The 11,506-nt window shown below is 66.1% G+C and carries 10 protein-coding genes and 2 pseudogenes; 3 read left to right on the top strand and 9 right to left on the bottom strand.

Going from position 1 to position 11,506, the window contains the following annotated elements:
- From B2527_RS03830 to pyrE, 7 genes and pseudogenes are all read right to left on the bottom strand, one after another.
- Positions 1 to 633 (bottom strand): annotated as a pseudogene (locus B2527_RS03830) (histidine kinase); the annotation flags it as partial.
- Between the two features lie 36 nt (positions 634 to 669).
- A complete protein-coding gene (gene kdpC, locus B2527_RS03825; RefSeq protein WP_293706218.1) occupies positions 670 to 1,278 on the bottom strand; it encodes a potassium-transporting ATPase subunit KdpC in 609 nt (202 codons plus the stop codon).
- Positions 1,275 to 3,320, bottom strand: a complete 2,046-nt coding sequence (gene kdpB / locus B2527_RS03820; protein ID WP_293706217.1) for a potassium-transporting ATPase subunit KdpB — start codon at positions 3,318 to 3,320, stop codon at positions 1,275 to 1,277. Before kdpB ends, kdpC begins: the two co-directional genes overlap by 4 nt.
- A gap of 8 nt (positions 3,321 to 3,328) precedes the next feature.
- Positions 3,329 to 5,047, bottom strand: a complete 1,719-nt coding sequence (gene kdpA / locus B2527_RS03815) for a potassium-transporting ATPase subunit KdpA (RefSeq protein ID WP_293706216.1) — start codon at positions 5,045 to 5,047, stop codon at positions 3,329 to 3,331.
- Positions 5,048 to 5,058: 11 nt separating this feature from the next.
- Positions 5,059 to 5,439 carry a potassium-transporting ATPase subunit F gene (locus tag B2527_RS03810; RefSeq protein WP_293706215.1) on the bottom strand — a complete coding sequence of 127 codons (381 nt, stop codon included), beginning with the start codon at positions 5,437 to 5,439 and terminating at the stop codon, positions 5,059 to 5,061.
- A 302-nt stretch (positions 5,440 to 5,741) separates the two neighbouring features.
- The gene (locus B2527_RS03805) at positions 5,742 to 6,419 is read right to left on the bottom strand and encodes a hypothetical protein (RefSeq protein WP_293706225.1); all 678 of its coding nucleotides are present in this window, start codon (positions 6,417 to 6,419) and stop codon (positions 5,742 to 5,744) included.
- 48 nt (positions 6,420 to 6,467) lie between these two features.
- Positions 6,468 to 7,127 carry an orotate phosphoribosyltransferase gene (pyrE, locus tag B2527_RS03800; protein WP_293706214.1) on the bottom strand — a complete coding sequence of 220 codons (660 nt, stop codon included), beginning with the start codon at positions 7,125 to 7,127 and terminating at the stop codon, positions 6,468 to 6,470.
- Positions 7,128 to 7,326: 199 nt separating this feature from the next.
- Here pyrE and B2527_RS03795 point away from each other — a divergent pair, with 199 nt between their 5' ends.
- The 3 genes from B2527_RS03795 to B2527_RS03785 all read left to right on the top strand — a co-directional run bounded on the left by B2527_RS03795 (position 7,327) and on the right by B2527_RS03785 (position 9,800).
- Positions 7,327 to 8,127: an exodeoxyribonuclease III gene (locus B2527_RS03795; protein ID WP_293706213.1), complete on the top strand. Its 801-nt coding sequence runs from the start codon at positions 7,327 to 7,329 to the stop codon at positions 8,125 to 8,127.
- Positions 8,124 to 9,491: an AmpG family muropeptide MFS transporter gene (locus B2527_RS03790; RefSeq protein ID WP_293706212.1), complete on the top strand. Its 1,368-nt coding sequence runs from the start codon at positions 8,124 to 8,126 to the stop codon at positions 9,489 to 9,491. Before B2527_RS03795 ends, B2527_RS03790 begins: the two co-directional genes overlap by 4 nt.
- Positions 9,492 to 9,572: 81 nt before the next feature.
- Positions 9,573 to 9,800, top strand: a complete 228-nt coding sequence (locus tag B2527_RS03785; protein ID WP_293706211.1) for a hypothetical protein — start codon at positions 9,573 to 9,575, stop codon at positions 9,798 to 9,800.
- A gap of 276 nt (positions 9,801 to 10,076) precedes the next feature.
- Here B2527_RS03785 and B2527_RS03780 read toward each other — a convergent pair whose 3' ends face one another.
- Together B2527_RS03780 and B2527_RS03775 are read right to left on the bottom strand one after the other, a co-directional pair.
- Positions 10,077 to 11,204, bottom strand: coding sequence for an anhydro-N-acetylmuramic acid kinase (locus B2527_RS03780; RefSeq protein ID WP_293706210.1), 1,128 nt, complete (start codon positions 11,202 to 11,204; stop codon positions 10,077 to 10,079).
- A gap of 74 nt (positions 11,205 to 11,278) precedes the next feature.
- Positions 11,279 to 11,506, bottom strand: a pseudogene (locus B2527_RS03775) (hypothetical protein); the annotation flags it as partial.

Here is an 11,506-nt window from a genome sequence, read left to right as displayed (position 1 = left end):
CGGCGAGAAGAACGCCTGCAGCGCCTGCGCGGCCTGTTCCGGTACGTAAACCTTGCCCTGCTGCAGGCGCTCGATCAGCTCGCGCGGTGGCAGATCGACCAGCACGATGTCATGCAGACGGTCGAATACCACGTCGGGCACAGTCTCGCTGACGCGCACGCCGGTGATGCGCATCACCACATCGTTGAGGCTTTCCAGATGCTGGATGTTGATCGTCGTCCACACGTCGATGCCGGCATCGAGCAGCTCCATCACATCCTGCCAGCGCCGCTCATGGCGGCTGCCGGGGGCATTGCGATGGGCCAGTTCATCGACCAGCACCAGTGCCGGCCTGCGCGCCAGCACCGCATCCAGATCCATCTCCTGCAGCTGGTGACCGTGGTACTCCACCGCGCACATGGCAATGCGCGGCAGGCCGTCGAGCAGGGCGGTGGTATCGCTACGGCCATGGGTTTCCACAACGGCCGCCATCACGTCCACGCCGCGCCGCAGCTGTTCCTGGGCGCGGGTAAGCATGCTGAAAGTCTTGCCCACGCCCGGTGCGGCGCCGAGGAAGACGGTCAGCTTGCCGCCGGCGTCGCGTTGCAGGGCCTCGGCCAAGGCATCGGCCTGGCGGCTACGGGAGTCGTTCATGACGGCGATTGTGCGCTGTTGCTGGTGCGGCCGACATCACGGCGCATGCGCGGCCTGGTCCAAGGCCCGGTTGAGGGCAATCACGTTGATGCGCGGCTGTCCGAATACGCCCCATTGGCGGTCCTGCAGTTGAGCATCAACCAGCGCCTGCACTTCTGCCTGCGACCAGCCGCGTGCCGCGGCCACGCGCGCCACCTGTACCTGCACCGCAGCCGGCGACAGCTCCGGGTCCAACCCGCTGGCCGACTGCGTGACCAGGTCGGCCGGCACCGTGGCTGGATCGATTTTCTCGCGCGCTGCGACGGCAGCGGTGGCCTCGCTGACGCGCTTGGCCAGGTCCGGATTGCTGCGCGCCATATTGCTGCCGGCGGCGGCCATCGGGTCGTAGTTGGCCGCCGAAGGACGGGTCTGGAAATAGCCATCGCCAACGAACGGCTGCGCCAGATACAGCGAGCCGCGCACCTGTCCTTCGGTATCGTGGATCAGGCTGCCATCGGCCTGCGCCGGGAACAGCGTGCCGGAGATGCCAGTCGCCAGCACGGCATAGACCAAGCCGGTGCCGAGCAGGCCGAACAAGGACAGGCCAATGGCCGGCCGCCACAGCGGGTTGCCGGAACGACGGGAGGAAGTGTTGGAGGTGTTCATGCGCCAAATACCAAAACAAGAAGGAGGTCGATGGCCTTGATGGCCGCAAACGGCAGCAGCACGCCGCCGAGGCCGTACACCAGCATGTTCCGCCGCAGCAGCGCGGTGGCGGTGGCCGGCCGGAAGCGCACGCCGCGCAGGGCCAGCGGAATCAGGGCCGGAATCACCAAGGCATTGAAGATCAGCGCCGCCAGCACCGCATTGCGCGGGCTCGACAGCTGCATCACGTTCAAGGCCGCCATCGATGGGATGCTGGCGGCGAACAACGCCGGCAGGATGGCGAAGTACTTGGACACGTCGTTGGCCAGCGAGAAGGTGGTCAGAGCGCCGCGGGTGATCAGCTGCTGCTTGCCCACTTCCACCACGGACAGCAGTTTGGCCGGATCCGAATCCAGATCGACCATGTTGCCGGCTTCCTTGGCCGCCTGCGTGCCGGAGTTCATCGCCAGGCCAATATCGGCCTGGGCCAGCGCTGGTGCATCGTTGGTGCCGTCGCCGACCATCGCCACCAGCCGGCCACCGGCTTGCTCGGCACGGATGCGTGCCAGTTTGTCTTCCGGCCGGGCTTGGGCGATGTAGTCATCAACGCCGGCCTCGGCGGCGATGGCGGCGGCGGTGAGCGGGTTGTCGCCGGTGATCATCACCGTGCGGATACCCATCGCCCGCAGCTGCGCGAACTTCTCACGCATGCCGTGCTTGACCACGTCGGCCAGCTCCACCACGCCGAGTACGTGCTTTCCTTCGCTGACCACCAGCGGGGTGGCACCGCCACGCGCGACTTGGTCCACTCGTGCCTGCAGCTCGTTCGGCACCGTGCCGCCCAGCGCCAGCACGTGCGCGCTGATGGCGTCGGCAGCGCCCTTGCGGATGCTGCGGCCGTTGTCCAGGTCAACGCCGGACATGCGGGTTTGTGCGGTGAAGGACAGGTACTCCGCTTTTTCAGGTTCGGCGGTGTTGCAGGCCTGCTGGCGCGCCAGACGCACGATGGATTTGCCTTCCGGGGTCGGGTCGGCCAGCGACGACAGCAGCGATGCTTCACGCAGTTGTGGAGCGTCGATACCGGCCAGCGGATGGAAGTGCGTGGCCTGGCGGTCGCCGTAGGTGATGGTGCCGGTCTTGTCCAACAGCAGCACATCGACGTCGCCAGCTACTTCAACGGCCTTGCCCGATTTGGCCAGCACGTTGGCCTGCAGTGCGCGGTTCATGCCAGCGATGCCGATGGCTGGCAGCAGGCCGCCGATGGTGGTCGGGATCAGGCACACCAGCAGGGCGATCAGCAGCAGCGGATCGACGCTGACGCCGACAAAGCCCGCAATCGCCGGCAGCGTGGCCACCACCACCAGGAAGGTCAGCGACATTGCCGCCAGCAGCAGGGTCAGGGCGATCTCGTTCGGCGTTTTCTGCCGGTTGGCGCCTTCCACCAGTGCGATCATGCGGTCCAGGAAGCTGTGGCCCGGCTCGGCGCTGACCCGCACCACGATCTCGTCGGACAGCACCTTGGTACCGCCGATCACGCCAGAGCGGTCGGTGTCGGCCTCGCGCAGCACCGGTGCCGATTCGCCGGTGACCGCAGCTTCGTTGATGGTGGCCAGGCCGCGCACGATCTCGCCGTCGGCCGGCACGAACTCGCCGGCACTGACGATCACATACTCACCCGGGCGCAGCTCGGCAGCGGGGACGCGGCTTTCGGCAGCACCCGGCAACGGCGTGGAAACACGCCGTGCGACCAGGTCCTGGCGTGCACGCCGCAGCGAGGCGGCCTGGCCGCGGCCACGCGCCTCGGCCACGGCTTCAGCGAAATTGCCGAACAACACGGTCACCAACAGGATCGCGGTGACAGCCAGGCCAAAGCCCAGCGGTGCAGTGCCGCTGAGGGTGACGATCAGCGCCAGCACGGTGCCGACCATCACCACCGCCATCACCGGGTTGTGTAGCAGGTGCAGCGGCGACAGCTTGCGCAGCGAGTCCAGCAGCGCACGGCGCAGGCCGGCGCCATCAAGCAGGGCCGGGCGCGGCGTTGTGTGGGAAACAGGGCGGTTCATGGGGGCGTTCACGGTGAGGGGGCTCCCTGCAGGGCCAGCAGGCTCAGGTGTTCGGCCACCGGGCCAAGCACCAGCGCCGGCAGAAACTGCAGCACGGTAAGGACGATGACCACGCAGACAAGCGTCAGGGCGAAGGTCGGGGTTTCGATCTGCAGGCTGCCGGCGCTTTGTGGCACCTGCCGTTTGGCCGCCAGCTGGGTGGCAATGACCAGCGGGATGATCAGGATCGGGAAGCGGCCCAAGGCCAATACCAGCGCACAACTCAGGTTCCACCACACGCTGTTGTCGGCCAGCCCTTCAAAGCCGGAGCCGTTGTTGGCATAGGCCGAGGTGAACTCGTAGAACACCTGGCTGATGCCATGGAAACCGGGGTTGGAGGTACCGGCCAGGCCAGGCACAGCCAGCGTCAGTGCGGTCAGGCCGAGCAGGGTGATCGGTTGCAGCAGCACCAGCACCGCCAGCAGGCGCACCTGCGGCGTTTCCAGTTTGCGGCCCAGCACTTCGGGCGTGCGTCCGGTCATCAGGCCGGCCAGGAACACCGCCATCATCAGGTAGACCAGGAACTGCTGGATGCCGCAGCCAATGCCGCCCCAGATCGCGCTGACCAGCATGTTGACGATGGGCATCATGCCGCCGAGCGGGCTCAGCGAGTCATGCATGCCGTTGACCGAGCCGTTCTGCACCTGGGTGGTGATGGACGACCACAGCGCCGTGCCATCGGCGCCGAAGCGGGCTTCCTTGCCTTCCATCAGCAAGGCGCCGGCGGCGCTGGCGCTGTGGCCTTCCAGCCACAGGCTGGCACTGGTGGACAGCACCGACATGGTCAGCATGCAGCCGAATACCAGCGCGCCAAAGCGCCGCCGTCCGGTGAAGTTGCCGAGCATGCAGATGATGGCCATCGGGATCAGCAGGATGCCGATCAATTCCAGCGCATTGGACAGCGGGGTCGGGTTTTCCAGCGGGAAGCTGCTGTTCGGGCCATACCAGCCACCGCCATTGGCGCCGAGCTGCTTGGCCGCGACCATGGCTGCGACCGGGCCGAGCGGGATCTTCTGCGTTTCCATGCCGGCACCGGCATCGATCGGCGTGGCCTGCGGGCCGGCGGCCAGCGTAGAAGGCACGCCTTGCCAGTTCAGCAGCAGCGTCCACACCAGGCACAGCGGCAGCAGGAAGCGCAGACACAGGCGCACCACGTCGGCGTAGTAGTTGCCGACGGTGACGCGCGGGGCGGCATTGCCGCTGTCGTTGCTGGCGGGTTTCATGAACAGGGCGCGCAGCGTTGCCACTGCCAGTGCCAGCCCCATCATCGGGGTGATCACCTGCAGGCCGGTGATGCCGGTCATCTGTGAGAAGTAGGACAGCTGCGCCTGGCCGCTGTAATGCTGCTGGTTGGTGTTGGTCAGGAACGACACCATGGTGTGCAGCGCGGTATCCCAGCGCATGTTGGGGATGTTGTCCGGGTTCAACGGCAACCAGGCCTGGGTCATGAACACGGCCTGGGTCAGCACCGCCAGCACCAGGTTGCTGATCAGGAATGCGACCACATAGCCGCGCCAGGACATGGAATGGGCGGGATCGACACCGAGCACGCGGTACAGCGGCTTTTCGATCCAGTGGAAGAGGACGTCGATACGCATCGGCGTACCGCGCATCAGCCGTGCCAGGTACAGGCCCAGCGGCCAGGCCAGCGCCAGGCTGGCCAGAAGGATGAGGGTGGCTTCAATCACGACGGCGCTCCTCAGAACGAATCGGGTCGAAGGACCGCGTACAACAGGTAGGCAGCAGCGATCAGCACCACTACGCCGCACAACAGAGCAAGCCAGCCGGGCATGGAAAACCTCGGAAACGAAAGCAGGACGCGGCCGGCTGTGCCGGAACCTGCGTCGGTGGACGGGCAGGGCGGCAGGCAGGCGCGGACGCCTGGGCTGATCACCCCGATCAGGCCGTTATCGTCTTCCTGCGGGGCGTAAACGATCGACGCTGCTTGGGCGGGGCTGGCGTAAAAGACGCGTAAAAAGTGGGGCTGGTGCGCGATCTGGGCTGCGGTGGTGGCAGAAGCGGCTGAAGAAATCACCAGCCAAAACGCGAGCGTGAGCCGGAAGAAGAAGCCAGAGCCCACAAGCCAGAGCCTAGAAGCCACAGCCTAGAAGCCAGAGCCTAGAAGCCAGAGCCCCTCATCCGCCCTGCGGGCACCTTCTCCCGTAAACGGGAGAAGAGGGGGGCTGCCTGCGGCTGAAAGTCTGGGAGCTGCCACAGAACCTGCCGCAAGCCATGATCTTGCCTTCTCCCGCCTGCGGGAGAAGGTGCCCGCAGGGCGGATGAGGGGGGGCTTTCAAACAAAAAGCGGCCCGGAGGCCGCTTTCATTCTGAATCCGACAACTTATCGGGAAAGCCCTGCCGAGCATGGCTCGGCCCTACCCTTCAGCCCTTGGCAGGTTCTGCGCTGGCAGCAGGGGCCGGAGCGGTGGCGGCATCAGCCGGCGCAGCGATCCCCTTCAGCTCACGGTAGCGGGCCAACGACTCGGCGATCTCCGCCTCCAGGGCCACCCGCTGCTGCTGGAAGGCCGTCTGCAGCCGCAGCTGCGCAAGCAACTCGTTGTGCCGCTGGCGGATGTCCTGGGCCTGCTTGTCCGCTATACGCTGCCCGGCCAGTTCCTTGTTGCCTGCCGATTGCAGCTGGCTGGAAAGCGCCTCGCGCAGGCTGGTGACGTTGTAGGCCGCGGTCTTGATGTTGTTGTCGACAATGGCGGTGCGCTCGGCAAACACCCGCCGCAGGGCGTCTTCACTGCCATAGGTGGACAGCATGGCCTGCTCGGTGCGCTTGCGGGTTTCCGCAGCAGCGGCATCCACCTGTGCCTGGGCCTCGGTCAGCGCCACCTCGGCGCGTTCCTCGGCGGTGAGCGCGCGCTGCACGGCGGCACTGCGGGTGCCGCTGCGTGCGTTGAACTCGTCGCGGGCCTTGTTCACCGCATCCTGCGGCAAGGTGTCCGAGCAGATGCGCTCGCCGCCCTGGTCCCAGCAATACAGCTTTTTGCCAGGATCGGACGGCTTGTTCTGTGCCAGCGCCGGTACAGCCAGCGTTGCCAGCATCAGCAGCATCGTCGCTGTGGTTTTTGACGGATTCGACACCTTGGCAGCCCCCTGCTATCAGCCTGTCGGATTGCTCCCGTAGTGGCCACGGTAGGCCAGCAACGGTTCGCGATAGCCGACAAGTTCCGGGTTCCCGGAGGCGAATGCAAGCAGGTCGGCCAGATTGGCCACGGCGATCACCGGGATGCCGGTTTCGGCCGACACGGCCTGGGCGGCGGAACGGCGGTCGTCCTCCGAGGCGATCTCCTGGCGGTCCAGGGCCACCACGATGCCGGCCGGGATGCCCTTGGCCTCGCGGATGATGGCCAGGGCCTCGCGGATGGCGGTGCCGGCGGTGATCACGTCGTCGATGATCAGGATGCGCTTGCCGGCCATGTCGGCGCCGATCAGGGTGCCGCCTTCGCCGTGGTCCTTGGCTTCCTTGCGGTTGAAGGTCAGCGGCAGGTTGCGGCCGCGGTGCGAGAACTCGCAGGCAATCGCGGTGGCCAGCGGGATGCCCTTGTAGGCCGGGCCGAACAGCTGGTCGAAGGCAATGCCGGCGTCGTCGATGGCATCGGCGTAGCAGTTGCCCAGCTGGGCCAGGGCCAGGCCGGTGTCAAAACGGCCGGCATTGAAGAAATACGGGCTCACGCGGCCGGACTTGAGGGTGAACTGGCCAAAGCGCAGGGCGTCGGCGTTCAGCGCCAGCTGCAGGAAACGGGAACGGTGGTCACTCATGAAAATACGGTTTCTTGTCGTTTATTGAGGTGCCTAGGTTAAAGCATGGCCACGGCGAATGCTGGGCCCCGGGTATCGGCTGTCCGGGAATGCTGGCACCGGCGGGACCGGGCACGCCGCAAGGGGGCCCCCATCGACGCCTGGGGGCTGGCGCTGGCGGTATGCTGTGCCGGTCCTGAGCTTTCACCAGCGGTACTTCATGCGTATTACCAGTTTCAACGCCAACGGCATCCGTTCGGCCACCACCAAGGGCTTCAGCGAGTGGTTCCTGGGCCAGCAGACCGATGTGCTCTGCATCCAGGAGACCAAGGCGCAGGAGTCGCAGCTGACCGACGCGCTGTTCCGCCCGGACGGCCACCACTGCTTCTACCGCGACGCCATCACGAAGAAGGGCTACAGCGGCGTGGCGATCTGGAGCCGTCGTGAGCCCGACGAGGTGCGTACCGCGCTGGGCTGGGCACCGTTCGATGACGAAGGCCGCTATATCGAGGCGCGTTTCGGCAACCTGAGCGTGGTGTCGTTCTACATCCCGTCCGGGTCGTCGGGCGAGCTGCGGCAGGGCTTCAAGTTCGAGGTGATGGAGTGGCTCAAGCCGATCCTGGACGAGTGGCTGGCCAGCGGCCGCGACTACGTGCTGTGCGGCGACTGGAACATCGTGCGTAGCGCGCTGGACATCAAGAACTGGAAGTCCAACCAGAAGAACTCCGGCTGCCTGCCCGAGGAGCGCGACTGGATGAACGGTTTTTGTGCCGACCAGGCCGAACTGGCCGACACGGCCAAGGGCCGCGGCTGGGTGGACGCCTACCGCGCGCTGCACCCCGAAGGCCAGGACTACACCTGGTGGAGCAACCGTGGCGCGGCCCGCGCCAACAACGTGGGTTGGCGCATCGACTACCAGTTCGTCACCCCCGGCCTGCGTGAACGCCTGCGCGGCAGTTCGATCTATACCGGGCAGCGCTTCTCCGACCACGCCCCGTTCACCGTGGACTACGACTTGTGAGTGAAGCTGCCAAGCCGCAGCGCCCCTGGCAGCGGGTGTTGTCCAATCTGAGCCAGCGCAAGGTGCTGGCCATGCTTCTGCTCGGCTTCAGCTCGGGCCTGCCGCTGTATCTGGTGGGCAATACGCTGGGCTTCTGGATGCGCAAGGAAGGCATCGAGCTGGATGCCATCGGCTTCCTGTCCTGGGTCGGCCTGGCCTATTCGCTGAAATTCCTGTGGGCGCCCATCGTCGACAAGACCAATGCGCCGCTGCTTGGCTGGCTGGGGCGTCGTCGCGGCTGGATGTTGTTGTCGCAGTTGATCGTGGTAGCAGGGTTGGCCGGGATGGGGCTGATCCAACCCAAGGGTGGCCAGATCACCTTCCTCGGTGTGGCTTGGGAACACCTGGTCGTGTTCGGGGTGATGGCAGTCATCGTTGCCTTTGCTTCGGCCACCCAGGACATCGTCATCGATGCCTGGCGGATTGAATCTGCGGAAAACGGCGAGCAGCTCGGCCTGCTGACGTCCTCCTCGGCGCTGGGTTATCGCTCGGCGTTGTTGGTGACCGATGCCTTGATCCTGCTGATCGCGGCCAAGGTGGGCTGGCAGGTTTCCTACGAAATCATGGCGGCCTTGATGGCTGTGGGCATCGTCGCGGTCTTCATGGCCCGTGAGCCGGCGCCTGCCCAGTTCGCGGCGGTTACGCAAGCCGCGCCGCTGTGGACGCCGCGCGGACTGTTCGATGCGGTGGTGGGACCTTTTGTCGCCTTCGTGCGTGAGCATCGCAGTGGCGCGTTGCTGATCCTGGCGGCGATCAGCTTCTACCGTCTTGCCGATTTCGTGATGGGGCCGATGGCCAATCCGTTCTACGTCGATCTCGGTTTGAGCGAGGAAACCGTCGGTGCCGTACGTGGTTCGATCGGCCTGGTCGCGACCTTCGTGGGCATTGCCGCTGCCGGTGTGGTGGCGCTGCGCTGGGGCATGCTGGTGGCTCTGGTGGTGGGCGCCGTATTGGGCCCGTGTTCGAATCTGGCGTTCGCCTGGCTGGCCTATTCAGGCCCGGACATCACACATTTTGCGATCGCCATGGCAGTCGACAATTTCGCCAGCGGCTTCGCCGGCACGGCGCTGATCGCCTACATGTCCAGCTTGACCAGCATTGGTTACACCGCGACCCAGTACGCCCTGCTGAGCTCCTTCTATGCCATGCCCGGCAAAGCCTTGAAGGGCCTTTCTGGCTGGTCGGTGCAGACGCTGGCGCAGGGCCGCACCTTGCTGGAAGGCTACGCGCTGTTTTTCATCGGCACCGCCTTGGTGGCTATTCCGGTTGTGATCCTCTGCGGATTGTTGATCCTGCATCAGCGTCGACTCGCCCGCGCGCTGTGAGCCGGTTGCCTGCACCTGCCTGCTGCGGGATGATCGCCCCCGACGCGCCGAGGGGGCGGCCTTGCTAACGAGGAAGTGAGCATGGCAGATGTTGTGTTGCGGGATATCGATCCGCTGCTGATGGAGCGCATCCGCCGCCTGTCGGTGGCGCGTGGCTGGACCCGTGAGGAAACCTGCCTGGCGCTATTGGAGCAAGGTCTGTTTGCCAGCGAGCATCATGTGCGTGGAGGCTTTGAAAGCCCTGAAGTAGACGTACTGTCCGAGGCCATCAAGGCCCTGCAGGCGCTACCAACCGGCAGCGACATCTGAGCCACGATAGAGCCGAGCCATGCTCGGCTGGAGCGTTCCCGGCACAATCCAAGCTGTAGAGCCGAGCCATGCTCGGCTGGAGCGTTCCCGGCACAATCCAAGCTGTAGAGCCGAGCCATGCTCGGCTGGAGCCTTCCCGGCCCAATCCAAGCCGTAGAGCCGAGCCATGCTCGGCTGGAGCCTTCCCGGCACAATCCAAGCTGTAGAGCCGAGCCAAGCTCGGCAGGTGGCCTTCCCGCGGAGCCTCTGCCGAGCATGGCTCGGCACTACCGCCTGTCATCCTGCCGGATGAATCGCGCCCAGAATTCTCGGCCCACGCGCGCCACTCACGCTGGGCAGGTTGCCGGGGCGGCCAGCCAGGGTTTCGCGCGCCAGCCAGGCAAAGCCCATGGCTTCCATGTAATCCGGGTCCAGCCCATGTTCGGCGCTGGACCCGATGACGACGCCCGGCAAACGCGCCTGCAGCCGCAGCAGCAGCTGCGGGTTGCGCACGCCGCCACCGCAGACCAGCAACCGGCGTGCGCCCGGCAGCTGCGTCAGCAGCGCATCGGCCACCGTGGCGGCGGTCAGTTCCAGCAGTGTGGCCTGCACATCGGCCGGTGCCAGCGCGTCGGCGGGCAGTTGCGCGGCTACCCATTCCAGATGGAACTGCTCGCGGCCGGTACTCTTCGGCGGTGGCAGCGCAAACCACGGCTCGGCCAGCAGCCGCGCCAGCAGGGCCTCATCCACCCGCCCACTGGCCGCGAAGGCGCCGTCGGCATCGTAGGGATGGCCCAGATGGCGTTGGCACCAGCCATCGAGCAAGGCGTTGGCCGGGCCGGTGTCGAAACCGCGGATGCTGCCGTCGCGGGCAATCAGGCTCAGATTGGCGATGCCGCCCAGATTGAGCACCGCACGGTCTTCGTCGGCACTGCCCAGCATCGCCAGATGGAAGGCCGGCATCAGCGGCGCGCCATGGCCGCCAGCAGCCACATCGCGGCGGCGGAAGTCGGCAACGGTGGTGATGCCGGTCAGCTCGGCAATGCGGTTGGCATCGCCGATCTGCCAGGTGAAAGCCGGCGTGCTCAGCGGCCGGTGACGGATGGTCTGGCCATGCGAGCCTATCGCCTGCACCTGCGCGCGCTGTACCCCGGCGTGTTCCAGCAGGTGGTTGGCGGCGGCGGCGAACGTGATGCCCACGGTCGCATCCAATTGCCCCAGAGCATCCATCGACGTCGGCTCCGCCCCCTGGCCCAGCGCGATCAAAGCCTCACGCGTGGCCGGGTCCCAAGGGTGGGTGTGGCCGTGCACGAAACGACAACCGCCGTCCTGCGGGAACTGCACCAGCGCCGCATCGATGCCGTCGGCGCTGGTGCCGGACATCAGGCCAAGGAACAGGGGCAGCAGGGGATCAACAGACGTCATTGCAGGGGCCAAAAAAGAAACGGGCAGGGAAGCTTCAAGCTCCCTGCCCGTATCGTCAACGGTGTCGCGTCGGCTCAGCCGCGCTTGCCGCCTGCTGCCGGTTCGGCAGCTGCGGTCTGCGTAGCGGCCGGCTTCTTGTCGGCGGCATCAGCGTAGATCAGCTCTTCCATGCCCTTGATACGCGCCATCGCCGGTGCGGTCTGTGCACGGAAGGCGGCCAGATCGGCACCCTGCAAAGGCTGCGGCGGCGGCATGGTCACCGACAGCGGGTTGCGATGCACGCCATTGACGCGGAATTCGTA

Origin of the sequence: Stenotrophomonas sp. UBA7606 (assembly GCF_002477705.1) — a bacterium.
Lineage (GTDB): Bacteria > Pseudomonadota > Gammaproteobacteria > Xanthomonadales > Xanthomonadaceae > Stenotrophomonas.
This window is presented reverse-complemented; position numbering and strand designations above follow the sequence as displayed.

What these genes read in the sequence shown, in the direction of transcription:
- kdpC (WP_293706218.1), bottom strand. Translation starts at nt 1,278, where the DNA reads ATGAACACCTCCAACACTTCCTCCCGTCGTTCCGGCAACCCGCTGTGG.
- kdpB (WP_293706217.1), bottom strand. Translation starts at nt 3,320, where the DNA reads ATGAACCGCCCTGTTTCCCACACAACGCCGCGCCCGGCCCTGCTTGAT.
- B2527_RS03805 (WP_293706225.1), bottom strand. Translation starts at nt 6,419, where the DNA reads ATGCTGCTGATGCTGGCAACGCTGGCTGTACCGGCGCTGGCACAGAAC.
- pyrE (WP_293706214.1), bottom strand. Translation starts at nt 7,127, where the DNA reads ATGAGTGACCACCGTTCCCGTTTCCTGCAGCTGGCGCTGAACGCCGAC.
- B2527_RS03795 (WP_293706213.1), top strand. Translation starts at nt 7,327, where the DNA reads ATGCGTATTACCAGTTTCAACGCCAACGGCATCCGTTCGGCCACCACC.
- B2527_RS03785 (WP_293706211.1), top strand. Translation starts at nt 9,573, where the DNA reads ATGGCAGATGTTGTGTTGCGGGATATCGATCCGCTGCTGATGGAGCGC.
- B2527_RS03780 (WP_293706210.1), bottom strand. Translation starts at nt 11,204, where the DNA reads ATGACGTCTGTTGATCCCCTGCTGCCCCTGTTCCTTGGCCTGATGTCC.